Below are 24,097 nucleotides of genomic sequence, written 5' to 3'. Positions count from 1 at the left end.
GCGGGCCGGCGGCGTGACCGGCATCTCGACGACTCCACCGGCCGGCCCGTGCGGCGGGAAGCGCCGGGGGCCGACGCGCGACCCAGGCGAGACGTGACGGACACGACCTAGCGGCGCACGCGGGGCATGCCCAGGCCGATCCAGGAGATGATCTCGCGCTGGATCTCGTTGTTGCCGCCGCCGAAGGTGAAGATGACGGCGGAGCGGTAGCCGCGTTCGAGCTCGCCGTGCAGGACCGCGCCGGCCGAGCCTTCCTTGAGGGGGCCCGCCGAGCCGAGGACCTCCATGAGCCAGGCGTACGCGTCGCGGCGGGCCTCGGAGCCGTAGACCTTGACGGCGGAGGCGTCCTGGGGGGTGAGGGTGCCGTGCTGGACGGCGTGGACCATCTGCCAGTTGAGGAGTTTCATCGCGTCGAGCCGGGTGTGCGTTCGCGCCAGGCAGCGGCGCACCCAGCCGAGGTCGATCACCCTGCGGCCGTCGGCGAGCTTGGTGTCGGCGGCCCAGCGCTGGACGTCGTGCAGGGCGCGGATCGCCATGGTGCCGTGGGCCGCGAGGGTGACGCGTTCGTGGTTGAGCTGGTTGGTGATCAGGCGCCAGCCCTTGTTCTCCTCGCCGACGCGGCGGGAGACGGGCACGCGCACGTCGTCGTAGTAGCTCGCCGTGGTGTCGTGCGAGGCGAGGGTGTTGATCAGGGTGCAGGAGTAGCCCGGATCGGAGGTCGGCACCAGCAGCATGGTGATGCCCTTGTGCGGTGGGGCGTCCGGGTCGGTGCGGACGGCGAGCCAGACCCAGTCGGCGGTGTCGCCGTTGGTCGTCCAGATCTTCTGGCCGTTGACCGTGTACTGACCGGTGGCGTCGTCGCCCTCCCTGACCGCCCGGGTCTTCAGGGCGGCGAGGTCGGTGCCCGCGTCGGGCTCGCTGTAGCCGATGGCGAAGTCGATCTCCCCGGAGAGGATCCGCGGGAGGAAGTAGCGCTTCTGTTCGTCCGTCCCGAACTGCATGATCGTCGGCCCGACGGTGTTCAGGGCCATGAGCGGCAGCGGCACCCCGGCCTGGGCCGCCTCGTCGAAGAAGATGAACTGTTCCATGGCGCCGAGACCGCGCCCGCCGTACTCGACGGGCCAGCCGACCCCGAGCCACCCGTCCGAGCCGAGCCGGCGCACGGTCTCGCGGTAGAACCGCTTCTGGGCGGCCGGGTCGGCGTAGCGGGCGTAGACGTTGTCCGGGACGAGCTCGGCGAAGTACGCACGCAGCTCCGCGCGCAGGCGGTGCTGGGCGGGCGTGTACGCGAGGTGCATGGGGGCCTCCCGGGGCAGCGTCCTCGGTGCGGGGCGGTGCGCGCGACGGCGGACACGGTAGAACGTGTTCCACAAATGGGGAAGCCCCGGGCCGCACGAGACTTCGCGGCGCGGGGGCTTACGGAGGCCAGGGGATCACGGAGACCCCGGGGCGGACGCTCCGACGCCTCGAGGTGGCGTTCGGCCGGACGTCGGGGGCGGCAGGGGCGGCGGGGGCCGGGGGCACGCCTGCCGGAGTGGCGCCGTCCCCGGACGGAAGGACGTCAGCCGCGGGGCGGGCCGAGTGGGCACGACCCCCGGGAAGGCGTCGGCCACGAGAGCGGGCCGGAAGAAAGGCGCGAGCTCCGGGAAGGCGCGTCGGCCGCGAGAGCGTGCGTCAGCAAGGCGCAAGACCGCGGGGGCGAGGCCCTGGGGTGCGGTCAGCCGGCCGAGAAGCGGGAGCCGCCGGCCGCCAGGGCGGGCTCCGAGCGGACGGGACCGTTCAGCAGGGGGGCGAGCGTCTCGGCGCGCCGGGCGGGGTCCGTTTCGCCGAGGACCGCTGCGAGCACGGCGATACGGGCCTGGCCGGCCCGGAGGGTGCCGGTGAGGACGGCGCCGGCTTCGACCAGGTCGACCGCTCCGCCCCCGGTGTAGATCTCGGCGACGGGCCCCGCGGGGACCCGCGTGGTCACGGCGACCAGGACTCCCCCGGCGACCGCGTCGGCGACGGCGGCGGCTATCTCGGGGGTGGCGTTGCCCGCGCCGGTGGCCACCAGGACGACACCCTGCGCACCGGCGGCGACGGCGGCGTTCAGGAGCAGCGGGTCGCCGTCGGAGTGGTGGGTGACGATGTCGACGCGCGGCAGTCCCTCGGGCGCGTCGTCGGGAGCGTAGGCGGCAAGGGGCAGCGGCAGGGGGACGGACCGGTCGGGCCGGCGCTGGACGTGGACCTGACTGAAGCCGACTTTGCCGAGCGGCTGGTCGGAGGGGTCCGAGAAGGCGTCGACACCGAGGGTCTGGGTCTTCACCGTGCCGCGCGCCGCGTGGACGCGGCCGTCGAAGGCGATGAGGACACCGAGGTCACGCACGCTGGCGGCGATCTGGAGGGCGTCGCAGAGGTTGCCGGGCCCGTCCCCGTCTGCCGTACCCAGCGGGCGCTGGGCGCCGGTCAGGACGACCGGGCGCGGGTCGTCGTGGTGGAGGTCCAGCAGGAACGCCGTCTCCTCCAGGGTGTCGGTGCCGTGGGTGATGACGATGCCGTCGACGCCCGGGTCGGCCAACGTCTCGTGGACCGTACGCAGCAGGGTGAGCTGTCGGCGGGTGGTCATACGGGAGCTGTTGACGTTGAACAGGTCGACGACCTCGACCGCGATCCCCTCGGGCAGCGCGGCGGTGGCCAGGACGTCGTCGCCCGGCGCGTCGGCGGCGTACCCCGTCCCTTGCCAGCGGCTGGCGATGGTTCCGCCGGTGCTGATGAGAACGATCCGCCGTGTCCGGTCGTCGCGCGTCATAGGTGTCTGCCTTGGAGGGGGTGGGGATGCCGTGGGGGGTCGAACGGACGGACCATTCGAGCGGTCCGCACGTCGCCGCCGACACGATAGGGCAGTTGCCGCGCAACGCGATTGCGAAGTCGGCTTCGTTCGCGCTCGTTCGCCGTGCATCATTGCGTGATGGACCGGATCGATCGAAGTATCTTGCGTGAGCTGCAGGACGACGGGCGTCTCACCAATCTGGAGCTCGCCCAGCGGATCGGCCTGAGCGCCTCGGCCTGCATGCGCCGGGTACGCCAGCTGGAACAGGACGGGGTGATCCAGGGGTACCGCGCGGTCATCGCCCCCGAGGCGGTGGGGCGGAGCTTCGAGGTCCTGGTCTCGATCGAGGTGCGGCGGGACCGCGACACCGTTCAGGCGTTCGAGGAGGCGTTGCAGGACATCCCGGACGTCATCGAGGCGTACCGGCTGTTCGGCAGCCCCGGATGCCTGCTGCGGATCGCCGTGGCCGACCTGGCCGCGTACGAGCAGCTGTGGATCGAGCGGCTGACGTCCCTGGCGGGCGTGACCGAGGTGAACTCCCAGATCATCATGAAGCGGGTCAAGGAGGATCACGGCCTGCCGATCGCCCGGTGAGGCCCGCGAGAACGCGGTGTCCGTCCGGCGCGGGGTGATCAGGGCGTGCGTGAGCGGCGGAATCCGAGGGATTCCGCCCCGTGCGGCCGGACGGGAAAGCGGCCGCCGCTCCGTACGGCAGCCCGGGGAACCGGCTGCCGCCCCGCATGGCGGAGTTCTCTCCTCCCGGCGGGGCGGGGCCGGAACCGCGTCTAGGGAAGAAGCTCGTCCAGGGAAGCGCGGCCCTTCTCCGCCATGCGGCGTTCCGCCCAGGCCAGGCTCTTCGGACTCATGTCACGGCCGGAGGCGAGGACCAGGTCCTCCGCCGTGAACTCGCCCTCGGACCCGGCATGCAGAAGGCTGTCGGGCGTCGGGCTTTCCCCCCGGGATGTCTTCTCGGACTCAGCGTTCATGCCGCCTCCTCGTTCTTCCGGCACTCGCCATTCTCGCGGCCCGCCTCCCGTCCCGCATCCGGGCGCCGGCGTGGCCGGATGTCATGGCGATCACCGGCGACCCCCCGCGCCTCAGACGAGGCCGGCCGCTTCCCTCAGCGGCAGGCGCCCGCCCTCCTCGTAGCGCCCGGTGAAGGTCCGCCGGTCCAGCACCGCGCGCAGGGCCTGCTCGGCCCGTTCCCTGACGGACGCCTCCGTCTGCGCCGTGAACGGCCGGAAGCCCACCCCGGCCGTGTCCTTGAGTGCGTCGTAGGCACCGAGGAGCCGGGCGCCGTCCTCCGCGGCGTCCGGAACGCCGAGCCCGGCCCTCGCCCACGCGGCCGTGGCGAGCCGGCTCACCACGAGGTACGGCGCCACGAGGTAGGCGAGCGCCGCCAGGGCGCCGGAGCCGGCTCCACTCCGCCCCGCGTGTGCCAGGGCGGCCCGGGCCCTGCCAGGTCAGGGCAGGGCAGGGCAGGTGAGGAGGTCGCCCCGGCGCCCCTCACCGGCCACACCGAGGCGCCCCTTCCCGCCCGAAAGGCCGCGATCGACCCGTCCGGGCGCGCCCGACCCGGAAAACTTCGGCGGCGCGCCGTGTCGCCGCCATGGCGTCGGGGGGACCCGGGTTCGACAATGGGGGGGATGACCGACGACGACCGGCGCACCCGCCGTGGCGAGATCGGGCCGACCGAGCGGCTCGCCATGAATCGCACCGGCAGCTTCGACTGGGACCTCGACACGGGCACCATCGATGTCGACGAGGCCGGGCTGCTGGTCTTCGGGATGGGACAGGGCGCCTTCGACGGCCGGCCCGCCACACTCGTGCAGGCGCTCGCGCCCGAGGATCGGGCCGACCTCGACGCGGTGATCCGCCACGCGATCATCACCGGCCAGACCTCGTACACCGCGCACTTCCGGGTCGACCTGGAGGACGGAACACCCCAGTGGACGCATGTGCAGGCGCGGATTCTGCGTAAGCCCGACGGCATGGCGCACCGGATCGTCGGCATCGTGCGGGACACCACCGCCGAGGTCACGCACTCCGACTTCGTCCTCGAGCTCGAGCGGCGCCGCGAGGTGCAGACCAGCATCGTCGAGCGGACCACGCACGCCCTGTCGCGGGCGGTGACCGTCGACGACGTGACGGCCGCCCTGACCGGCCCCGGCGGGCTCGCCCGGCTCGGCGCGGACGGCCTGGCGCTCGGTCTCGTGGAGAACGGCTCGCTCAACCTCATCGCGCTCAGCGGGGAGTCCCTGGAGGTCCTCGAGGACTTCCGTTCGCGCCGGCTCGACCGGGGGCTGCCCCTGGCCGAGGCCGTGCTGAGCGGACGGCCCCGGTTCGTGCCCGCCTTCCCCGGCCTCGGACGGGACTTCCCGGAGCTCGCGCCGTACGTGGCCCGGATGCGGTTCCGGGCCGCCTGCTATCTGCCGCTCGTCGCCCAGGCCCGCTCCCTCGGCGGCATGGCGCTGTTCTACCGGGGCCGTACCGCCTTCAGCGCGGACGAGCGCAACCTCGCCCTCGGCCTCGCCGCGATCGTCGCCCAGTCCCTCCAGCGCGCCCTCCTCTTCGACGAGGAGCGGGCCCTCGCCACCGGTCTCCAGGAGACGATGCTGCCCCGCCGCATCCCGGAGATCACGGGCGGCGAGATCGCCGTCCGCTACCACGCGGCCTGGAGCGGCCGGCAGGTCGGCGGCGACTGGTACGACGTCATCCCGCTCCCCCGCGGCCGGGTGGGGATCGTGGTGGGGGACGTCCAGGGGCACGACACCCACGCGGCCGCGATCATGGGCCAGCTGCGGATCGCCCTACGGGCGTACGCCGGTGAGGGCCACGCCCCCTCGACCGTGCTGGCCCGCGCCTCGCGCTTCCTCGCCGAACTCGACACCAACCGGTTCGCGACCTGCACCTACGCCCAGGTGGACCTCTCCGGCGGCACCGTGCGCGCCGTGCGCGCCGGCCATCTGGACCCGCTGATCCGGCACACGGACGGCCGGGTGGGCCGGCCCAAGCTCCGCGGCGGTCTGCCGCTGGGCCTGGCGACCGTGTTCGGGGAGGAGGAGTTCCCCGAGACCCGGCTCGACCTGGTGCCCGGCGAGACGCTGGTCCTGCACACGGACGGTCTGGTCGAGCAGCCCGGCGCGGACATCGAGACGGGCCTGGCGGCGCTCGCCGAGGCGATGCGGACCGGCCCGCCGCAGGCGGAGGCCCTCGCCGACCACCTCTCCGAACGGCTGTGGGAGCGGTGGGGCGCGGAGGACGACGTGGCGCTGCTCGTGCTGCGGCGCAGCCCGGACCCGGGCACTCCCCGCGCGCCCCGCATCCACCAGTACATCCACCAGGCCGATCCGCAAGGGCTCTCGGACGCGCGGGCGGCGGTCGGGCAGGCGCTGCGGGACTGGGACATGGACGACCTGGCCGATGACGCCGAGCTGCTGACCGGCGAGCTGCTGGTGAACGTCCTGCTCCACACGGAGGGCGGTGCGGTGCTCACGCTCGAGGTGCTTCCGGAGCCGGTGCGGCGGGTGCGTCTGTCGGTCCAGGACCGTTCGAGTGCCTGGCCGCGCAGGCGGACGCCCGGCGAGGCGGCGACCTCGGGGCGCGGACTGCTGCTGCTCGACGCGCTCTCGTCGCGGTGGGGTGTCGAGCCGCGGGGCGAGGGCAAGGCGGTGTGGTGCGAGATCGGCCCGGTGCCGACACCGGCCGGTGCGCCCTCGACCTGACCGAGGGCCGCCGCGGACCGACGGCCGCCACCGAACCGACGAACGAGTCACGACGAAGGAGGAGTCGCGCGATGGATCCCGTGGCGGCGCTGGACCGGATCGCCTTCCTGCTGGAGCGCTCGCAGGCGCCCACCTACCGGGTGCGCGCGTTCCGTACGGCGTCGGCGGCCGTCGCGGCGATGGCGGACGGCGAACTGGAGAGCCGCACGGCCGGCGGGACGCTGGAGTCGGTGAAGGGCATCGGGCCGAAGACCGCGGCGGTGGTCCGAGAGGCCCTGGCGGGCCGGGTGCCCGCCTATCTGGCCCGCTTGGAGGAGGAAATCGACGTGCCGCGGGCCGAGGGCGGTGACAGCCTGCGCGCGGCGCTGCGCGGCGACTGCCATCTGCACTCCGACTGGTCCGACGGCGGCAGCACGATCGAGGACATGGGGCGCGCGGCGGCGTCGATCGGCCACGACTGGGCCGTACTGACCGACCACTCGCCCCGGCTGACGGTGGCGCGCGGTCTCTCGCCGGAGCGGCTGCGCGAGCAGCTGGACGTGGTCGCCGAGCTGAACGAGCGGTGGGCGCCCTTCCGGCTGCTGACGGGGATCGAGTGCGACATCCTCGAGGACGGCTCGCTCGACCAGGAGCCGGACCTGCTCGACCGGCTCGACGTGGTGGTCGGCTCGGTGCACTCCAAGCTGCGCATGGACGCGCCGGCCATGACCCGCAGGATGGAGAAGGCCGTACGCAATCCGCTGATGGACGTCCTCGGCCACTGCACGGGGCGGCTGGTGAGCGGCGGACGGCCGCGGCCAGAGTCGGAGTTCGACGCGGATCGGGTGTTCGCCGCGTGCGCCGAGTCGGGGACCGCGGTGGAGATCAACAGCCGGCCGGAGCGCCTCGATCCGCCCCGTCGGCTCCTGCGCCGGGCGGTGGAGGCGGGCGTGTACTTCGCCGTGGACACCGACGCCCACGCGCCGGGGCAGCTGGAGTGGCAGATCTACGGGTGCGCGCGGGCGGAGGAGTGCGGGGTGCCGGTCGAGCGGGTGATCAACACCTGGTCGGCGGACGAGCTGCTGGCGTGGACGCGCGAGAGCTGAGGGGCCGCACCGCGATCCCGGGCCCGCCGTGATCCCAGGCCCGCCGCGATCCCAGGCGCACCTGATCTCCAGAGGCCCCGCGACTCAGGCGCGCTGCCAGATCGTCGTCGCGTTGCAGAACTCGCGGATGCCGTGGCCGGCCAGCTCGCGACCGTACCCGGAGCGCTTGACTCCGCCGAAGGGCAGCGCCGGGTGGGACGCCGTCATGCCGTTGACGAAGACGCCGCCGGCCTGGAGGTCGCGCACGAAGAAGGCGACGTCCTCGTCGTCACGGGTCCAGACGTTCGAACTGAGGCCGAAAGGCGAATCGTTGGCGACGGTGACAGCCTCCTCGATGTCGGTCACCGGATAGAGCGTGGCGACCGGGCCGAAGGTCTCCTCCTGGTGGATGCGCATCTTCGGGGTGATGCCGGTGAGCACGGTGGGGCGGTAGAACCAGCCGCGCGGCCGGTCCTCGGGCCGCCCTCCGCCGCACAGGACCGTGGCACCCTGCCGCACGGCGTCGTCGACCAGCTCCTCCAGGTCGACGCGGCCCTGTTCGGTGGCGAGGGGGCCCACGTCGGTGGACTCATCGAGGGGGTCGCCGACGGTCAGGGCGCTCATGGCGGCGGTGAAGCGCTCGGCGAAGTCGTCGTAGACGTCCTGGTGGACGATGAAACGCTTGGCGGCGATGCACGACTGGCCGTTGTTCTGGACGCGCGCGGTGACGGCCGTCTTGACCGCCCGGGGAAGGTCGGCCGAGGGCATCACGATGTACGGATCGCTGCCGCCGAGCTCCAGGACGGTCTTCTTGACCTCGTCACCCGCGATCGCGGCGACCGAGCGGCCGGCCGGCTCGCTGCCGGTCAGGGTGGCCGCCGCGATCCGGCGGTCGCGCAGCACGGCCTCGACGGCGCCGGACCCGATGAGGAGCGTCTGGAAGCAGCCCTCGGGGAATCCGGCGCGGCGGAAGAGGTCACCGAGGTAGAGCGCGGTCCTGGGGACGTTGGAGGCGTGCTTGAGGAGACCGGTGTTGCCGGCCATCAGCGCGGGCGCGGCGAACCGGATGACCTGCCAGAGCGGGAAGTTCCAGGGCATGACGGCGAGGACCGTGCCGAGAGGCCGGTAGTGGACGCGGGCGGAGTCGGCCCCGGAGTCGCGGACGTCGGCCTCGGCGGGGTGCTCGTCGGCGAGCAGCTCCTCGGCGTGGTCGGCGTACCAGCGCATGGCCTTGGCACACTTGGCGACCTCGGCCCGGGCGGCCGTGACCGGCTTGCCCATCTCGGTGGTCATCGTGCGGGCGACGTCCTCCGCGTCCTCGTCGAGCAGTTCCGCGGCGTGGCGCATCAGGCGGGCGCGCTCGGCGAAGGAGGTGGTGCGGTACTGACGGAAGGTGTCGTGCGCGGCCGCGATGCGCCGCTCGATCTCCTCGCTCCCGTGGGTGTCGTACGTACGCAGCGTCTCGCCGGTCGCCGGATTCACGGTGGCGATGCCCATGTCGTCTCCTCCTGCCGTCTCCCACTCCCACGGAACCCTGCCGCGCCGTGGCCTTCGGCGCAATCGGAGGCGGTACGCGGGGGTGACGGGTCCCGTGCCCGCGAGGGAGGAGGCGGGCCGGCCCGTCCGGGCCTTCCCAGGCCCCGCCACCGGTGTTCCCTGACCGGGCGACCCGCTCCCGTCAGGGCTTTGCCGCGGTCACCCAGTCCAGCGCCCCCGCCAGGTGGGCGCGGAAGACGGCGTCCTCGTACGCCTCGGCCGCATGGCCCAGGGCCGTGAAGAAGACGCGGCCGCGGTCGGCCTCGCGGCACCACACCAGGGGGTGGTCGGGGCCCAGGGTGCCGCCGGCGTAGGTGGATTCGTCCACCGTCGCCAGCACCCGTACGCCCGCGCCCCGGGGGTTCGACGTGAAGTCGTACCACTCGTCCGTCCACGCCCAGCGGCTCGGCAGTCCGGCGGTCGCGGGGTGGTCGTGGGTCTGCGCGCACACGACGCCCGGCTGGATCTCCGGGTGGCCGGCGAACCGGGTGCCGAGGAGCTCGCCGTAGAAGGGCCAGTCCGGTTCGGCGTTGGCCGCCGCGTGGACCGCGAGGAAGCCGCCGCCGCCCCTGACGTAGGCCTCGAAGGCCGTGCGGCCCTCGGCGTCCAGCACCGGCCCCGTGGTCGACAGGAAGATCACCGCCGCGCACCGCGCCAGCCGTCCGGGCCGGAACACCGCCGGATCCTCCGTCATCTCCACGCCGAAGCCCGCCGCGCCCGCCAGTGCGGCGAGGGCGGCCGCACCGGCCGGGATGGAGTCGTGGCGGTAGCCCGCCGTACGGGTGTAGATGAGGACGTCCGACGTCGGCACGAGGCAGGCTCCCGGGGGTAAGCGCTTTCCGCAGGGTGGTCGGAGGACCGTAGCCAGGGACCTCACCCCGCCGCAAGCGCAACCGGACCGCCGCGCCGTCGGAGCGCCTGCGCCGCCGGCTCTCCCGCACCGTCGGAGCATCCGCGCCGTCGGCCCTCTCGCACCGTCGGAGCATCCGCGCCGTCGGCCCTCTCGCATCCTCGAAACGTCCGCGCTGCCGAACGCCCGCCCTCCATTGTCGTATCGGATACATCTCTGTATCTTCTGGCGGGCCACGACACCGCTCCCTTCAGGAGGAGTCGCCATGAGCACTCTGCCGCCCGCCCTGGCAGCCGCCGTAGGACCCGTGCCGGAAGGGGTCACCCTGCCCCTGCCGCCCGTCTTCGACACGGTCGAGGAGGAGCGCCGTCACCGCAAGGAACAACTCGCCGCCGGGTTCCGGCTCTTCGGCCGGTTCGGCTTCTCCGAGGGGGTCGCGGGGCACATCACGGTGCGCGATCCGGAACGCCAGGACGCCTTCTGGGTCAACCCCTTCGGCATGAGCTTCACCCAGATCAAGGCGTCCGACCTCATCCTCGTCGACCACGAGGGGACCCTGCTCCACGGCGACCGGCCGGTGAACCGGGCCGCGTTCGTCATCCACTCGCAGGTGCACGCCGCCCGTCCGGACGCGGTCGCGGCGGCGCACGCGCACTCCCTGCACGGCAAGGCGTTCTCCAGCCTCGGCATCCCGCTCGACCCGATCACCCAGGACGCCTGCGCGTTCTTCGAGGACCACGGGATCTACGACGACTACCGCGGTGTGGTCAACGAACGCGAGGAGGGCGAGCGGGTCGCCAAGGCGCTCGGCTCGTACAAGGCGGTGGTCCTCAAGAACCACGGGCTGCTCACGGTCGGGCACTCGGTCGCCGAGGCCGTGTGGTGGTTCGTCACCATGGAGCGTTCCTGCCAGGCCCAGCTGCTGGCGATGGCCGCGGGCACGCCGCGGCTGATCGACCGCGAGACGGCGCTGATCACCCGGGGACAGGTCGGCACGCATCTGGCCGGCTGGTTCCAGGCCCGTCCGCTGTGGGATCAGATCACGGCCTCGGACCCCGACCTCTTCGACTGATCAGGCTCCGGGGCTCCGCGGGTCCGCGTCGCCGGCCGAGGGCCCGCCGTCCCGCCGGTCCGCGTCCCCGGACGGGCGGGTCGACGCCTCCAGGAGCGGGGTCAGGAATTCCCGTTCGAGACTCCCCGGCGGCAGCTCCTCCGGCTCCACGTAGCTCTGCGCGAGTCCGCCCTCGCGCAGGGCGATCAGCAGGCGCGCGAACCGGTCGGCGTCCACGGTCAGTTCCCGTCCCGCACGGTGCAGCACGGTCCGCAGTCCGCGGGCGATCTCGGCCCGCAGCCGCGCGTCGTGGCGTGCCAGGACCCAGGCCGCCTGCGGATCGCGGATGGCGTGCAGCGTGAACTCCGTGGTGACCAGATACCAGTCCCGCTCGTCGGGCTCGACCCGCGAGGCGAGATCGGCCAGCCGCTCCAGGGTGTACTCCTCGGCCGTGAGCGAGTCGATTGCCTCGGCCAGCCGGCGCACGATCCGGTCGCTGTGTTCGTCGAAGAGGGCGAGGAAGAGCTCTTCCTTGCTCGCGAAGTTCGAGTAGTAGGCGCCTCGGGTGTAGCCGGCGCGCTCGCAGATCTGCTCGATCGAGGTGGCGTGGAAGCCGTTCTCGGCGAAGGCCGCCAGCGCCGCCTCGAGCAGGGCGGCCCGGGTGCGCGGCCGGCGCTTGGTGACACCCTTCGGCACGGACGGGCCTCCTTCGTTCACGGCCGACCCACGGATCGCCCGAGGACCGTCTCAGGATCGGCACGGTCGACCCGGCCACGATACCGGCCGCTCTCCGGGGCCCGGATCGGCCCCGGACGGTAAAATCCAGGCATGGGAGAGCGTCACGTCGCGCCCGCCGCACCCGAGCCGGTCCTCGCGGTCGGCGAGGAGGCGCGCCCGGCACGTTCGCGCCGGGTCCACCGCCTCGGGCGCGACCACCCCGGCCGCCGGACCGTGGGCGCGGACGGGCCCGTACGTCCCCGGCCCGTGCCCCATCCCGTACCGCCTCCGCGTGCGTCCGAGCCCGTACGTTTTCGGCCCGTGCCCCATCCCGTGCCACTGCCACGTGCGTCCGAGCCCGTGCCTCCCGTGCCGCCGTCCCCCGCGCCGCACCCGGCGCCCGTCCCGCCTCCCGTACCGGCTCCTGAGCCCCCGGCTCCGGCGCCGCCCCGGACGCCTCCCCGGCCCTCCACCGTGGGGCCCTCTTCCGTCCAGGGCCCCGTCTTCCGGGGGCTGGGACCATCGGCCCGGACGGGCCCGGATCACCGGCGGTGAGAGCGGGAAACCGCGGTCAGCGGACGACGTCGAAGACGTTCTTCTGCAGACCGTTGGCGTACGTCTCGTGCTCGACGAGCTTCAGCTTCTGGGCGTCCTTGTCCGTGGCGCTGAACAGTCGCTTGCCCGCGCCGAGCAGCAGCGGGAAGACGAGCAGGTGGTACCGGTCGATCAGGCCCGCGTCGGACAGGGCCTGGTTCAGGGTGGCGCTGCCGTGCACGATGATCGGACCGCCCTCGGTCTCCTTCAGGGCGGCGACCTCGTCGAGCGAGCGCAGGATCGTGGTCTCGCCCCAGTTCGACACCAGGTCGTCCTCGGTGAGGGTGGTGGAGACGACGTACTTCGGCATCACCTTGTAGTCGGCGAAGTCCGCCATGTCCGGCCACACCGGGCTGAACGCCTGGTAGCTGGTCCGGCCCAGCAGCATGGCGGTGGCCTCCTGCTGCTCCCGGCCTTTGATCTCGTACGCCTCCGGGACGAACTCGACGTCCTTGAAGGTCCATCCGGAGTTCCGGTATCCGGGCTCGCCGCCCGGGGCCTCCACGACGCCGTCGAGGGAGATGAAGGCGGTGCTGATCAGGGTACGCATCGGGATGTCCTCGGTGTCTCGTGTCCGGTTCTCGGCCAGTGCGGCTCGTACGCGAGGGGATCACACGATTCCTCGCCGCGCACCAGCCATGATCTTTGACTGCGGAGCGCGTGGAAACTCATCGGTCGTCGCCCGCGCCGTCGCCGTCACCCCCGATGACGTCACGCGGACGCGTCGCCGGGCCCGGGGCGATCAGGGGCGACGTCGCCGGTGCGGCTGACGCGGGAGGCGAGCAGGCCGCCGACGAAGCCGGCGACCAGGCCCCACAGGAAGGCGAGGCCGGCCGTCCTCCAGACGTGCGGGCGCAGCACCACCTCTCCGCCGAGGGAGTCGAGCTCGCCGATACCGAGGACGGAGAGGCCGAGCCGCGCCTCGACGAGCGTGAGGGGGGCGATGACGAGCATGGTGAGCGCGAAGGCGATCCCGAGGTGCAGGGCGTGCTGCCAGGGGCGGACCCCGGCGGGTGAACGGACGGCGGCGACGAAGGCCGCCACGAGGACGAGCACGGCGGCGACGGGGAGCAGCCACCAGGCGCGGGAGTCCTCGGCGGCCAGCGAGGACAGGTCGACCGTCGAGAGTCCGGAGCCCTCCGGCGTTCGCAGCACCGCGTCGAGGATCCGGGGCATGGGCAGGCCGAAGGGTCCCTCGACCCTGCCCTCCCAGGAGCCTCCGATGCCGACGCCGAGCCCGAGCCAGGCGACGTTGGGGAGGCCGAGCAGGAGGACGGCGAAGGTGTCGGCCGGATGGCCCTTGATACCGGCCACGACAAGCCCGACGCCCAGACCGATCACGACGTACGCGAGGACCAGCAGGAGCATCGCGGAGGCGGCGGGGCGCACGGTCTCCTGATGGCGCAGCAGCCGGGGCGGAAGAGGGGTGCGCCGCGAGACCAGCAGGGCGACGAGGAGGACGCCGAGGATCCACAGCAGCCCGAAGAGGAGGGTGGGACCGAGAACGGCACGGAAGCCGACGGTGGGATCGACCACGTCGAGGAGGTCGCCGAAGAGTTCGGCCAGCGGGTCCTCCTGCTCCTGGCCTCCGAGGCTGATGTGGAAGTCGTGCCGCGCGACCGCGCAGAGCGCCGCGAGCGCGGCGAGCCAGAGGAGGACGATCCCTCCGGCCCGGGTGAGGAGGTCGCCGGTGCCGGTCGTGGCGTGGCGGCGCAGGGGGCGCAGGAAGCAGGCTCCGGTGACGAGCGCGCCCACCAGGGTGACGGTGAGCGGCATGGCGCTCAGGTCGGCGTCGGTGCCGGCGAGAGCGCCGGCGTCGCCGGAGACGTCGATCCGGCCTCCGGCGGCCATGACGACCACGGCGGCGACGAGGGGGACGAAGCCTCCGGGAAGGTCGGCGGCTCCGGCGGCCCACAGGCCGAGTGCGGCCATGACGGCCATCGCGAGGAACCCGGCCAGGACCGCGGCCAGGGCCTCCGCCCAGGACCGAGCGAGGTGACTGCTCACCCGGCACACGCTAGTACCGGCGGGGGCGGTCCGCTTGGGGGCGCGCGCGTTCGGCACACGGCGGGCTCGGCGCGGAGGGCGGACGACCGGGCCGAGGGCGGACGACCGCCGGGGGCGGACGACCGGGCGGAGGGCGGACGACCACGGGGGCGGACGACCGGGCGGAGGGCAGGCGGGCGGAGGGCGGGCGCCTGCCGGCCGGGAGGGCAGGCGGCCGTGCGGGCGATCGATGGCGCGGCGCCCGGCGCGGCGTGCGGGTCGGGGAGCCGCCGCGTCCGGGCCAGGGCGTCGGCCGGCGGGGCGGGGGCGTCGAAATTCGGATGCCGGGGTCAGGAGGTCTGTGTACCGTCCAACGAGTGGAACCTCTTACCGACCGACAGATCCGTTCGTCCTTCGTGAACTGCACGAAGGGTGAGGCGAGCCGCCTCCGGCTGCCCCTCGACTTCACCGAACTCCCCTGGGACGACCTCGACTTCCTCGGGTGGGTCGACCCGGGCGCGCCGTTGCGCGCCCATCTGGTCGTGCCCCGCGAGGACGGCCCGCTCGGCATCTCCCTGAGAGTGCCGGCGACGAACCGCACCAGCGCGGTCAAGTCCAGCCTGTGCCAGATCTGCCTGACGGGTCACGCCTCGTCGGGGGTCACCCTGCTCGCCGCACCCCTGGCGGGCAGCCGCGGGCGCGAGGGGAACACGGTCGGCACCTACGTCTGTGCCGACCTGGCCTGTTCCCTGTACGTCCGCGGGAAGCGGCAGCCCAAGCTGCGAGGGGGCCGTCAGGAGGAGTCGCTGATGGCGGAGGAGCGGATCGACCGGATGATGACCAATCTGAACGCGTTCCTCGCCAAGGTGACGGCGGGCTGAGCGCCGCCCCGCGGCCTCCACCCCTAGCGGAAGGCCGCTTCGCCCGTGAGCGCCTTGCCGATGACCAGCGCGTGCACCTCGCTGGTGCCCTCGTACGTGAGCACCGACTCCAGGTTGTTCGCGTGGCGCATCACCGGGTACTCCAGGGTGATGCCGTTGGCGCCCAGGATCGTGCGGCACTCGCGGGCGATCGCGATGGCCTCCCGCACGTTGTTCAGCTTGCCGACGCTCACCTGCTCGGGGCTGAGCCGCCCCGCGTCCTTGAGCCGGCCGAGGTGCAGCGCGAGCAGCATGCCCTTGCCGAGCTCGAGGGCCATGTCGGCGAGCTTCTGCTGGGTGAGCTGGTAGGACGCGAGGGACCGCTCGAAGACGACGCGGTCGCCCGCGTAGGAGATCGCCGTCTCCAGGCAGTCGCGGGCCGCGCCGAGGGCGCCGAAGACGATGCCGAAGCGGGCCTCGTTCAGGCAGCCGAGCGGCCCGGAGAGGCCCCGGGCGTCGGGGAGCATCGCGTCCGCCGGCAGCCGCACGTCCTGGAGGACCAGCTCGCTGGTGACGCTCGCCCGCAGGGACAGCTTCTGCTTGATCTCCGGGGCGCTGAAGCCGGGTGTCCCGGAGGGGACCAGAAAGCCGCGGACGCCGTCGTCGGTCCGGGCCCAGACGACGGCGACGTCGGCGACCGATCCGTTGGTGATCCACATCTTGGTGCCGTTGAGGACCCAGTCACCGCCGTCCCGCTTGGCGTGGGTGCGCATGGCCCCGGGGTCCGAACCGGCGTCCGGCTCGGTGAGCCCGAAACAGCCGATGTACTCCCCCGCCGCCATGCCGGGCAGCCACCGCTGCTTCTGCTCCTCGGAGCCGTACTTCCAGATGGCGTACATCGCCAGGGAGCCCTGGACCGAGACCAGGCTGCGCAGTCCCGAGTCGACGGCCTCCAGCTCCAGGCACGCCAGGCCGTACGCGACGGCGCTGGTGCCCGCGCAGCCGTACCCCTCCAGATGCATGCCGAGCACCCCGACGCCGCCGAGCTCGCGGGCCAGTTCCCGCGCCGGGATCGCCCCCTGCTCGAACCAGCCGGCGACGTGCGGGCGCAGCTCGCGGTCGGCCATGGCCCGGACGGTCGCGCGGATCTCGCGCTCCTCGTCGGTCAGCAGACCGTCGATGGCGAGGAGATCGAAGGGGTGGACGGGTGACGACTTCGACGCGGCGGGCGACTTCACGGACGGCCTCCTGGCTGCTCTGGCGGCGGTGGCAACACGGCGGGGCGAAGCCTAGCCGGAGATCGGATTTTGGATCCAGTATTGAATATCCCTTGTCCGATGCGTACGTTCGCGGTGGATCCGATCGCCGGCGGAGGAGAGCGGGATGCGCGCTGATCGACCGGCAACGCCGGGGAACCCTCAGGAGCACGGGCAGCCGCACCCTGGGGCCGGTGAGAACGGTGAGACCGCGCGTGAGGCCCGCGCGGGGCTTTCCGGACATGGCGCAGGGGCACCCGCGAGGCCTTCCGGACACGACACAGGGGTACCCGCCGGAGCGTCCGCCCTCGGCGGCATCGTGGTGGCCGACTTCGGCCGGGTGCTCGCCGGACCGTACATGACGATGCTTCTCGCCGACCTCGGCGCCGACGTCATCAAGATCGAGCGGCCCGGCTCGGGTGACGACACCCGCGCGTGGGGGCCGCCCTTCGCCGACGGAGAGGCCACGTACTTCCTCGGCGTGAACCGGAACAAGCGCTCCGTCGCCCTCGATCTGACGGACCCGACGGATCTGGAGACGGCCCGGGCGATCGTCGACCGCGCCGACGTCCTGGTCGAGAACTTCCGGCCCGGCACGATGGAGAAGCTGGGCCTCGGCCACGAGGAGGTACGGGCCTCCAACCCCGGCCTGGTCTACTGCTCGGTGACGGGCTTCGGCTCCGCCGAGGGCGCCCATCTGCCCGGCTACGACCTGCTCGTGCAGGCCATGGGCGGGCTGATGAGCGTCACGGGCGAGCCCGGCGGTCCGGGCACCAAGGCGGGCGTCGCGCTCGTCGACGTCGTCACCGGCCTGCACGCGGGCCTGGGCATTCTCGCGGCGCTGCGGCACCGGGAGCGCACGGGCGAGGGCCAGCGGGTGGAGGTCTCGCTGCTCGGCTCGCTGCTCTCCGCCCTGACCAACCAGTCGGCGGCCTATCTCGGCGCGGGCGTCGTGCCCCGGGCCATGGGCAACCGTCACCCGAGCATCGCCCCGTACGAGGTCTTCGAGGCGAGCGACCGGCCGCTGGTGCTCGCCGTGGGCAACGACCGTCAGTTCCGGTCGCTCTGCGAGCGGCTCGGCGCCCCCGGGCTCGCCGACGATCCCCGGTTCGCCGACAACACCGCCAGGGTCGCCCACCGCGAGGAACTGGTCGCGGCGCTTGCGGGTCCGCTCGTCCGGCGGACGGCAGGCGACTGGTTCGAGGAGCTGACGGCCGCCGGGGTGCCGTGCGGTCCGATCAACGATCTGGCGGACGCCTTCGCGCTCGCCGACCGCCTCGGCCTGGCCGCACGCGCCCCCGCCGCCCTCGCCGGACCCGGCCAGGTGGCCCACCCGATCGCGCTCGACGCCACCCCGCCGGTCTACCGCGGCGCTCCCCCGCACCTGGGCGAGCACACCGCGGCCGTCCTAACGGAGCTGGGGCTGCCCCCTCGCACTTCATAGGAAGATGTACGGCACCGGCAGCGCGGATCCGCCGGTAAGCGAGCGAAGGAAGGTCACAGGCGATGAGCAGCGCGGTACAGAAGCGGCGGCCGCCGACCGCCCAGCAGTTCGTCCTGGAGGAACTGCGGCGCGCCATCACCAGCGGCGAACTGAAGCCGGGCGGCCAGATCCGCCAGGACGCGCTCGCGGCGCGGCTGGACGTCAGCCGGGTGCCGCTGCGCGAGGCCCTGAAGACCCTGGAGGCCGAGGGCCTCGTGGTGCACCACGTCCACCGGGGCTACTTCGTCGCCGAACTCTCGCTGGACGACCTGGAGGAGATCTACCGCATCCGTGAGCTCCTGGAGACGGAGGCCGTCCGTCTCGCGGTGTCCCGGGGCCAAGACGGTCTGACCGCCACGCTGGAGCAGATCCAGCGGGAGGTGGAGCGGGCCGCCGACGCCGGCGACGTGACGGCGATGGCCGCCGCGAACCGCCGGTTCCACTTCACGCTCGTCGAGGCATCCGGAATGCCTCGGCTGGTCCGGCTGATCGCCACCCTGTGGGACTCCACGGACGCGTACCGCTCGCTCTACTACACCGAGGTCGCCAACCGGGAGCGCGCCGTGCGGGAGCACAGGGCGGTCATCTCGGCGGTGCGCCACGGCGACACCGACGCCGCCCTGCGCTGGCTGCACGACCACCGGGCCCACGCGGTGGCCGCGCTTCGCGAGGTCCTCGACCTGGACGGGGACCTGGACTGACCCGCGGGGCACTCGACCTGGACCGACCCGCGGTGTCCGCGCCGTGGACGATAATCCGCGTGCGGCGCACGACCCCGGCTCCCTACCCTCGACGCCATGGATCGCAGAGAGCTGGTGAACGTCGTCGACGTCGAGGCGACCTGCTGGGAGGGCAAGCGGCCGCCCGGGGCGGTGAGCGAGATCATCGAGATCGGTCTCACCGTCGTCGACCTGGAGGCGGGCGAGCGGATCGGCCGGCACCGGATCCTTGTCAGGCCCGCCCGGTCGACGGTGAGCCCGTTCTGCACCGAGCTGACCGGACTCACCCAGGCGGAGGTGGACACGGGCCTGGACTTCGCCGCCGCTTGCCGGCTGCTGGCCGCCGAGCACGCGGCCGGGTCGCGACCGTGGGCGAGTTGGGGCGACTACGACCGCAAGCAGTTCGCGCACCAGTGCCGGGTGACCGGCACGGAGTACCCCTTCGGGCATCGGCACATCAACGCCAAGGCCGTGTTCACCGAGGCGAACGCGCTGCCCCGGCGCCCGGGCATGGCCCAGGCGCTGGAGATCGCCGGGCTCCCCCTGGAGGGACGGCACCACAGCGGCGAGGACGACGCCTGGAACATCGCCGCGCTCGTCCTCCGGTTGCACGGACGAGGCGCCTGGCCCGCACGCGCGTCCTGACCGCCGGACCTCCGCCGGCCCGTCACAACCATTGACAGGCTCACCTCACTCTCACCATTCTGAGAGCGCTCTCAAGGCGCGTTCGTCCGCTCGAACACGCCTGTCCCCACCCTTCCCCCCACCTCCGAGGAGCCCCACGTGCCCTCCCGCCATCGCCGCAGGCTCACCCTGCTCGCCCCCCTCGCCGTCGCCGCGCTGATCGGCACCGCCGTCACCGTGGCCGGTCCTTCCCCCACCGTCCAGGCAGCCGTCCCGGCCACGATCCCGCTCACGTTCACCAACAACTCCGGCCGAACCGAGCCGGTCTACGTCTACAACCTCGGTACGGAGCTCTCCACCGGACGCCAGGGCTGGGCCGACGCGAACGGCACCTTCCACCCCTGGCCGGCCGGGGGCTCCGTCCCCGTGCCCGCGCCGGACGCGGCCATCGCCGGACCGGCGAACGGCGGGTCCATGACGATCCGTCTGCCGAAGTTCTCGGGCCGGATCTACTTCAGTTACGGACAGAAGCTCGTCTTCAAGGTCGCGACGGGCGGCCTGGTGCAGCCCGCCGTCCAGAATCCGAGCGACCCGAACCGGAACATCCTGTTCAACTGGTCCGAGTACACGCTCAACGACTCCGGTCTGTGGCTCAACAGCACGCAGGTCGACATGGTCTCCGCGCCGTACGCCGTGGGCGTCAAGCGCCCCAGCGGGGCCGTCGCGACCACCGGCCGGCTCAAGCCGGGCGGCTACCGCGGCTTCTTCGACTCGCTCCGCGGCCAGCCCGGGGGCTGGGCGAACCTCATCCACACGCGCGCCGACGGCACCCTCCTGCGCGCGCTCGCCCCCGGCCACGGCATCGAAGCGGGGGCGCTGCCGGCCGGCGTCATGAACGACTACATCAACCGCGTCTGGACCAAGTACGCCACCTCCACGCTGACGGTGACGCCCTTCACGAACCAGCCCTCGGTCAAGTACTACGGCCGGGTCTCCGGCAACGTCATGAACTTCACCAACGGGTCCGGCGCGCTCGTCACGTCCTTCCAGAAGCCGGACTCCGACAGCGTCTTCGGCTGCTACAAGCTGCTCGACGCCCCCAACGACATGGTCCGCGGCCCCATCTCCCGTACGCTCTGCGCCGGTTACAACCGCTCCACCCTCCTCACCAACCCCAACCAGCCGGACGCCTCGTCGGCCGACTTCTACAAGGACACGGTGACCAACCACTACTCTCGCAAGATCCACGCCCAGATGGCGGACGGCAAGGCCTACGGTTTCGCCTTCGACGATGTCGGCGCGCACGAGTCCCTGGTGCACGACGGCGACCCGCAGCAGGCGTACGTGACTCTCGACCCGTTCAACTAGAGGGTCTCTGTCGGGCAGGTCCGGGGCCGGGGGTCCGGCGGTGGTCGACCCACCGCCGGACCCCCGGGCCCGTCACCGCCTCCGCCCCGTCCCCCCCTGCCGCGCTCCCCGTCCGGCGCGTACTCCCTCCCTCACCGGCCCTCAGGGCGCGCCCGCTCAAGCGGGCCCCGGGCGTCCGCGATCCCGGGCCCGCGTGAGGGATCATGGCTGAAGAAGCGGAGAAGGGACGGGACCGACCATGAGGCACCGCAGTGTCGCCGATCTGATGACGCCGACCGCGGTGGCGGTGCAGCCCGGGACGCCGTTCAAGGAGATCGCGCGGCTCCTCGACGAGTACGGCATCACGGCGGTGCCCGTGGTCGACGAGGCGAACCGGCCGATCGGTGTCGTGTCGGAGGCGGATCTGCTGCGCCGCCACACCACGAAGGACGGTCCCAGCACCGCCGAGGCCATGATGACCAGCCCGGTCGTCGTGGCACGGCCCTCGTGGACGGCGGTCGAGGCGGCCCGGGTGATGGAACGGCACCGGGTCAAGCGGCTGCCGGTGGTGGACTCGGGCGGGCAGCTCATCGGCGTGCTCAGCCGCAGCGACCTGCTGCAACTCTTCCTCCGGCGCGACCGCGCGATCCAGGAGGAGATCCTCGAGGACGTGGTCACCCGCATCCTCCGCCTCTCGCCTGCCGCCCTCCACATCGACGTCGCGGAGGGCCGGGTGACCCTCACCGGCACCTTGCCGAGCAAGAGCATCGCCCCGGCGTTCGTACGGCTCTGCGAGGACGTGGACGGAGTCGTGGAGGTGGTCGACCACCTCTCGTACGAGGACGAGGACGAGGACCGGACGGAGGGGGCGGCGGCCGAGGCGTAGCCGCGAGGTGCGGGGCGTGGGCGGGGCGGGTCCCGCCCCGAGTCGGGCGCCCGCGGCCAGGGGGGCGACCCGCCCTGGCGACGCGAACGACTCCCACGGGCGTTGAACGCGGCTGGACGAGCCGATCCCGTCCAGATGCCCCTCCGCGAGACGGGCGTACCCCCCACAAGCGCGTCGACGCGGTGGGACGCTGGCAGGCAGACGCCCCGGCCGACGCCGCAGAGCGACCGCGCCCCCCGCCCCGTCGGGGCCGTCGGAGCGGCGCACCGGCCCGACCGGGCGACAAGACGCCTTTCCGGACACCGCTTCGGGCAGCCGTATTCGACGCCGGTGCGCTGGGGGACCGCGCCCGCACCCGCCGCCGGCACCCCTGCCCACTGCCCGTCGACCGGGCGGCAGGGTGCCTTTCAGGAGACCGCTTCAGGCCAGCCGTAGCCGGGGCCCGTGTGCTGGGGGACCGTGCCCGCGCCCGCCGCCTCCATGTCGCGGTTGGCCTCCCGCATCAGCTGACCCGCCAGGTCCTTCATCGCCCGGCTCGCGGCCAGCTCGTCCCCGATCGCCGGTACGTCCACGTCGGCCGGGTTGCACCGCGCGCTGCCCCGGCCCGTGAGGTGCGACGTGCCCGTGTCCAGGTGTGCCTCGGCCTTCGTCCTGCCGGCCTCCTCGACCAGTTCCAGGCCGACCTTCCACTCGAGGTGCCGTGTCATGGTCTGCCTCCTCGCGATGCAGGGCAGCGCGGGACGGCCCGCACGCCCCTTCCTCCTCCCAGGATCCACCGCCGCGCGCGCGGGCGCGCGGCGACGGCCGCCCGGCGATCGCCCACGGCGCCGCGCCCGGGCGCGCGCCACGCCCGGCGCTCCCGCCCGGCCGTCCCCGCGCCCCACGCGACGTCGCCGACGGGTTCCCGGGTGACCCGCCGTCACCTTGTTACCGTGTGGAGCCTCCACGACTGATGGCACGTCAGCTTCCGCGCCGACGGCGTGATCCCGCACGTCTCCTCACGAAAGGCCTCTCCATGACGCTACGGCCGCGCCTCACCCGCCTGGCCGTCGGAGCCCTGCTGGCAGGAACGCTGCTCGCCGGGACCACCCCGGCCACCGGCACGACCGCGGCGGCGGCTCCGCCCCTCTCCGGAAGCCAGGCCCGGGCCCGCGCGCTCGCGGCCCCCCTGCCCGGTCGCCCGGGTGACTTCCGGCTGGTGGCGGGGCCCTCCCTCACCGTGCTCGTGGACCGGCTGGAGGCCGCGCTCCCGAAGCAGGGGCTGAGCGCGCTGATGGCGCAGGCCGACCGGGAGGCCGGCCGGGACGACGCCTGCGGCACCACCGGCATCTACGGCCCCGACCTCACACCGCACCACCGCGTCTGCTGGGACGACACCGACGCCACCTCCTCCGAGTGGATCCCGCAGTCCATCACCGGCGTCTCCGACGCGCAGGAGGACGAGGACTGGGGCTCCTCCGACGCCGACCCCCTCGCCGTGGGCTCGTACGACGCGGAGAATCCGGGCCGCAGCGACTACGTCTGGGGCCGCGCCGACTGCCTGCGCGCCACCGCCTCCACCGCCTGCGAGGAGAAGGGCGTCCGGGTCAGCCTCTTCCACCGGGCCACCGGGAAGTACCGGCACGTCCTCCTGGTGTGGCCGTACGCGGACTCCCGCGGCCGCGTCTCCTTCGACGCCCTCCACGCGCGCGAGGGCATGTGCACCGGCACCGTGACGGAGAGCTGCAAGGCGCAGAACGGCACCCACGCCGGGGGCATGGTCTGGTACGGCAACCATCTGTACGTCGCCGACACCGAGAACGGCCTGCGGGTCTTCGACCTCCGCACGATCCTGGACCTCGACCCGGACGGCGACGCCGCCGTCGACGACCCGACGCCGGACGGACTGGTCAGCAACGTCCGCGACCCGAGGCGCGTCGGACGCCAGGGCGCCGTCTGGTACGGCTTCGGCCACCGGTACGTGATGCCCCAGGTGGCGACGTTGAACTTCACCGCGCCGCGGGCGCCAGGCGAGACCGACGCGTACCAGTGCTACGCCACCGCCCGGCCGAAGGCGTCGTACATCTCCCTCGACCGCACGGGCACGGACCATCTGCTGCTCGGCGAGTACTGCAGCACCGACGGGGGCGACAGCCCCGGCCGCGTCGGCACGTATCCCATGGCGGCGGTCACCGCCGCGGTGGAGGGCGCGGCCGGTACGGTCGCGGACGCCGACTCCGCGTACGGACTGCCGACGGGGCCGACGCTCGACGGCGAGGCACTGTGGCAGAAGATCCAGGGCGTCACGCGGTACGAGGGGACGTGGTACTTCCACCGCGGCAACGGCACCGACCACGGCCGGCTGCTCCAGGCCACCACGGCGACCGTCGGCGGGGCGAGGCGGCTCGTCGGCAACCCGAAGGCGCTGCGGTCCGCGATCGGGCCCGAGGACCTGTACCTGGCGCACGGGCGGGGCGACGGTCTTCCCGCGCGGCTGTGGTCCCTGAGCGAGCACGCGCCGAGCGTGTGCGCGGTCTGCGAGCGCGAGATGTACGGCTACGACATGAGCGCCGTCACCCGTGCCTTCGGCGGCCGGTGAGGGTCGGGACCG

The 24,097-nt window shown here is 73.1% G+C and carries 22 protein-coding genes; 11 read left to right on the top strand and 11 right to left on the bottom strand.

Translation table 11 applies throughout. From position 1 onward, the window contains the following. Positions 1–107: 107 nt before the first annotated feature. Together ACZ68P_RS14755 and ACZ68P_RS14750 are read right to left on the bottom strand one after the other, a co-directional pair. Complete coding sequence (locus ACZ68P_RS14755; RefSeq protein WP_471006003.1) at positions 108–1,298, bottom strand: acyl-CoA dehydrogenase family protein; 1,191 nt, start codon at positions 1,296–1,298, stop codon at positions 108–110. 419 nt (positions 1,299–1,717) lie between these two features. After that, on the bottom strand, positions 1,718–2,788 hold the full coding sequence (locus ACZ68P_RS14750) for an asparaginase (protein ID WP_471006002.1): 1,071 nt from the start codon (positions 2,786–2,788) through the stop codon (positions 1,718–1,720). A gap of 159 nt (positions 2,789–2,947) precedes the next feature. Here ACZ68P_RS14750 and ACZ68P_RS14745 point away from each other — a divergent pair, with 159 nt between their 5' ends. Beyond that, positions 2,948–3,403 carry an Lrp/AsnC family transcriptional regulator gene (locus ACZ68P_RS14745; RefSeq protein ID WP_365717744.1) on the top strand — a complete coding sequence of 152 codons (456 nt, stop codon included), beginning with the start codon at positions 2,948–2,950 and terminating at the stop codon, positions 3,401–3,403. A gap of 191 nt (positions 3,404–3,594) precedes the next feature. Here the strand turns inward: ACZ68P_RS14745 and ACZ68P_RS14740 are convergent, their stop codons facing one another. Together ACZ68P_RS14740 and ACZ68P_RS14735 are read right to left on the bottom strand one after the other, a co-directional pair. Beyond that, a complete protein-coding gene (locus tag ACZ68P_RS14740) occupies positions 3,595–3,795 on the bottom strand; it encodes a hypothetical protein (RefSeq protein WP_471006001.1) in 201 nt (66 codons plus the stop codon). 111 nt (positions 3,796–3,906) lie between these two features. Then, positions 3,907–4,191: a hypothetical protein gene (locus tag ACZ68P_RS14735; protein WP_471006000.1), complete on the bottom strand. Its 285-nt coding sequence runs from the start codon at positions 4,189–4,191 to the stop codon at positions 3,907–3,909. Positions 4,192–4,455: 264 nt separating this feature from the next. Here ACZ68P_RS14735 and ACZ68P_RS14730 point away from each other — a divergent pair, with 264 nt between their 5' ends. Beyond that, positions 4,456–6,534: a SpoIIE family protein phosphatase gene (locus ACZ68P_RS14730; protein WP_471005998.1), complete on the top strand. Its 2,079-nt coding sequence runs from the start codon at positions 4,456–4,458 to the stop codon at positions 6,532–6,534. 71 nt (positions 6,535–6,605) lie between these two features. Continuing rightward, entirely contained in the window at positions 6,606–7,619 is a 1,014-nt protein-coding gene (locus ACZ68P_RS14725; RefSeq protein WP_471005996.1) for a PHP domain-containing protein, read from the top strand. 84 nt (positions 7,620–7,703) lie between these two features. Here ACZ68P_RS14725 and ACZ68P_RS14720 read toward each other — a convergent pair whose 3' ends face one another. After that, complete coding sequence (locus tag ACZ68P_RS14720; protein ID WP_471005994.1) at positions 7,704–9,095, bottom strand: NADP-dependent succinic semialdehyde dehydrogenase; 1,392 nt, start codon at positions 9,093–9,095, stop codon at positions 7,704–7,706. A gap of 181 nt (positions 9,096–9,276) precedes the next feature. Beyond that, positions 9,277–9,945, bottom strand: a complete 669-nt coding sequence (locus tag ACZ68P_RS14715; protein ID WP_471005992.1) for a ThuA domain-containing protein — start codon at positions 9,943–9,945, stop codon at positions 9,277–9,279. 304 nt (positions 9,946–10,249) lie between these two features. Here ACZ68P_RS14715 and ACZ68P_RS14710 point away from each other — a divergent pair, with 304 nt between their 5' ends. Then, positions 10,250–11,056 (top strand): class II aldolase/adducin family protein, encoded by an 807-nt coding sequence (locus ACZ68P_RS14710; RefSeq protein WP_471005991.1) that lies wholly within the window; start codon positions 10,250–10,252, stop codon positions 11,054–11,056. Here ACZ68P_RS14710 and ACZ68P_RS14705 read toward each other — a convergent pair whose 3' ends face one another. The 3 genes from ACZ68P_RS14705 to ACZ68P_RS14695 form a co-directional block, all read right to left on the bottom strand. Beyond that, positions 11,057–11,731, bottom strand: coding sequence for a TetR/AcrR family transcriptional regulator (locus ACZ68P_RS14705; RefSeq protein WP_471005990.1), 675 nt, complete (start codon positions 11,729–11,731; stop codon positions 11,057–11,059). 592 nt (positions 11,732–12,323) lie between these two features. Continuing rightward, entirely contained in the window at positions 12,324–12,896 is a 573-nt protein-coding gene (locus ACZ68P_RS14700) for a dihydrofolate reductase family protein (protein ID WP_471005987.1), read from the bottom strand. Positions 12,897–13,057: 161 nt separating this feature from the next. After that, positions 13,058–14,353, bottom strand: coding sequence for a streptophobe family protein (locus tag ACZ68P_RS14695; protein ID WP_471005986.1), 1,296 nt, complete (start codon positions 14,351–14,353; stop codon positions 13,058–13,060). 320 nt (positions 14,354–14,673) lie between these two features. Here ACZ68P_RS14695 and ACZ68P_RS14690 point away from each other — a divergent pair, with 320 nt between their 5' ends. After that, a complete protein-coding gene (locus ACZ68P_RS14690) occupies positions 14,674–15,213 on the top strand; it encodes an FBP domain-containing protein (RefSeq protein WP_471005984.1) in 540 nt (179 codons plus the stop codon). 23 nt (positions 15,214–15,236) lie between these two features. Here ACZ68P_RS14690 and ACZ68P_RS14685 read toward each other — a convergent pair whose 3' ends face one another. Further along, positions 15,237–16,430: an acyl-CoA dehydrogenase family protein gene (locus ACZ68P_RS14685; RefSeq protein WP_471005982.1), complete on the bottom strand. Its 1,194-nt coding sequence runs from the start codon at positions 16,428–16,430 to the stop codon at positions 15,237–15,239. A 334-nt stretch (positions 16,431–16,764) separates the two neighbouring features. Here ACZ68P_RS14685 and ACZ68P_RS14680 point away from each other — a divergent pair, with 334 nt between their 5' ends. The 5 genes from ACZ68P_RS14680 (at position 16,765) to ACZ68P_RS14660 (ending at position 21,507) form a co-directional block, all read left to right on the top strand. Continuing rightward, on the top strand, positions 16,765–17,892 hold the full coding sequence (locus ACZ68P_RS14680) for a CaiB/BaiF CoA transferase family protein (RefSeq protein WP_471006383.1): 1,128 nt from the start codon (positions 16,765–16,767) through the stop codon (positions 17,890–17,892). Positions 17,893–17,954: 62 nt separating this feature from the next. Beyond that, positions 17,955–18,632 (top strand): GntR family transcriptional regulator, encoded by a 678-nt coding sequence (locus ACZ68P_RS14675; protein WP_471005980.1) that lies wholly within the window; start codon positions 17,955–17,957, stop codon positions 18,630–18,632. 96 nt (positions 18,633–18,728) lie between these two features. Then, positions 18,729–19,295, top strand: a complete 567-nt coding sequence (locus ACZ68P_RS14670) for a 3'-5' exonuclease (protein ID WP_471005978.1) — start codon at positions 18,729–18,731, stop codon at positions 19,293–19,295. 138 nt (positions 19,296–19,433) lie between these two features. Next, the gene (locus ACZ68P_RS14665; RefSeq protein WP_471005975.1) at positions 19,434–20,642 is read left to right on the top strand and encodes a glycoside hydrolase family 64 protein; all 1,209 of its coding nucleotides are present in this window, start codon (positions 19,434–19,436) and stop codon (positions 20,640–20,642) included. Positions 20,643–20,880: 238 nt separating this feature from the next. Then, a complete protein-coding gene (locus ACZ68P_RS14660) occupies positions 20,881–21,507 on the top strand; it encodes a CBS domain-containing protein (RefSeq protein ID WP_471005973.1) in 627 nt (208 codons plus the stop codon). Between the two features lie 407 nt (positions 21,508–21,914). Here ACZ68P_RS14660 and ACZ68P_RS14655 read toward each other — a convergent pair whose 3' ends face one another. After that, positions 21,915–22,214, bottom strand: a complete 300-nt coding sequence (locus tag ACZ68P_RS14655; protein ID WP_365717710.1) for a DUF1876 domain-containing protein — start codon at positions 22,212–22,214, stop codon at positions 21,915–21,917. 308 nt (positions 22,215–22,522) lie between these two features. Here ACZ68P_RS14655 and ACZ68P_RS14650 point away from each other — a divergent pair, with 308 nt between their 5' ends. Next, entirely contained in the window at positions 22,523–24,085 is a 1,563-nt protein-coding gene (locus tag ACZ68P_RS14650) for a hypothetical protein (protein WP_471005971.1), read from the top strand. Positions 24,086–24,097 lie beyond the last annotated feature (12 nt).

It is taken from the genome of Streptomyces sp. NPDC036822, assembly GCF_055609145.1.
Note: the sequence above shows the minus strand (reverse complement) of the source record. Positions and strands in the feature narration are given on the sequence as shown.

Excerpts from the sequence above, each read along its gene's own strand:
- ACZ68P_RS14755 (WP_471006003.1), bottom strand. The coding sequence starts at position 1,298 with ATGCACCTCGCGTACACGCCCGCCCAGCACCGCCTGCGCGCGGAGCTG.
- ACZ68P_RS14750 (WP_471006002.1), bottom strand. The coding sequence starts at position 2,788 with ATGACGCGCGACGACCGGACACGGCGGATCGTTCTCATCAGCACCGGC.
- ACZ68P_RS14745 (WP_365717744.1), top strand. The coding sequence starts at position 2,948 with ATGGACCGGATCGATCGAAGTATCTTGCGTGAGCTGCAGGACGACGGG.
- ACZ68P_RS14740 (WP_471006001.1), bottom strand. The coding sequence starts at position 3,795 with ATGAACGCTGAGTCCGAGAAGACATCCCGGGGGGAAAGCCCGACGCCC.
- ACZ68P_RS14730 (WP_471005998.1), top strand. The coding sequence starts at position 4,456 with ATGACCGACGACGACCGGCGCACCCGCCGTGGCGAGATCGGGCCGACC.
- ACZ68P_RS14725 (WP_471005996.1), top strand. The coding sequence starts at position 6,606 with ATGGATCCCGTGGCGGCGCTGGACCGGATCGCCTTCCTGCTGGAGCGC.
- ACZ68P_RS14720 (WP_471005994.1), bottom strand. The coding sequence starts at position 9,095 with ATGGGCATCGCCACCGTGAATCCGGCGACCGGCGAGACGCTGCGTACG.
- ACZ68P_RS14710 (WP_471005991.1), top strand. The coding sequence starts at position 10,250 with ATGAGCACTCTGCCGCCCGCCCTGGCAGCCGCCGTAGGACCCGTGCCG.
- ACZ68P_RS14700 (WP_471005987.1), bottom strand. The coding sequence starts at position 12,896 with ATGCGTACCCTGATCAGCACCGCCTTCATCTCCCTCGACGGCGTCGTG.
- ACZ68P_RS14690 (WP_471005984.1), top strand. The coding sequence starts at position 14,674 with ATGCCGGGGTCAGGAGGTCTGTGTACCGTCCAACGAGTGGAACCTCTT.
- ACZ68P_RS14675 (WP_471005980.1), top strand. The coding sequence starts at position 17,955 with ATGAGCAGCGCGGTACAGAAGCGGCGGCCGCCGACCGCCCAGCAGTTC.
- ACZ68P_RS14670 (WP_471005978.1), top strand. The coding sequence starts at position 18,729 with ATGGATCGCAGAGAGCTGGTGAACGTCGTCGACGTCGAGGCGACCTGC.
- ACZ68P_RS14660 (WP_471005973.1), top strand. The coding sequence starts at position 20,881 with ATGAGGCACCGCAGTGTCGCCGATCTGATGACGCCGACCGCGGTGGCG.
- ACZ68P_RS14655 (WP_365717710.1), bottom strand. The coding sequence starts at position 22,214 with ATGACACGGCACCTCGAGTGGAAGGTCGGCCTGGAACTGGTCGAGGAG.
- ACZ68P_RS14650 (WP_471005971.1), top strand. The coding sequence starts at position 22,523 with ATGACGCTACGGCCGCGCCTCACCCGCCTGGCCGTCGGAGCCCTGCTG.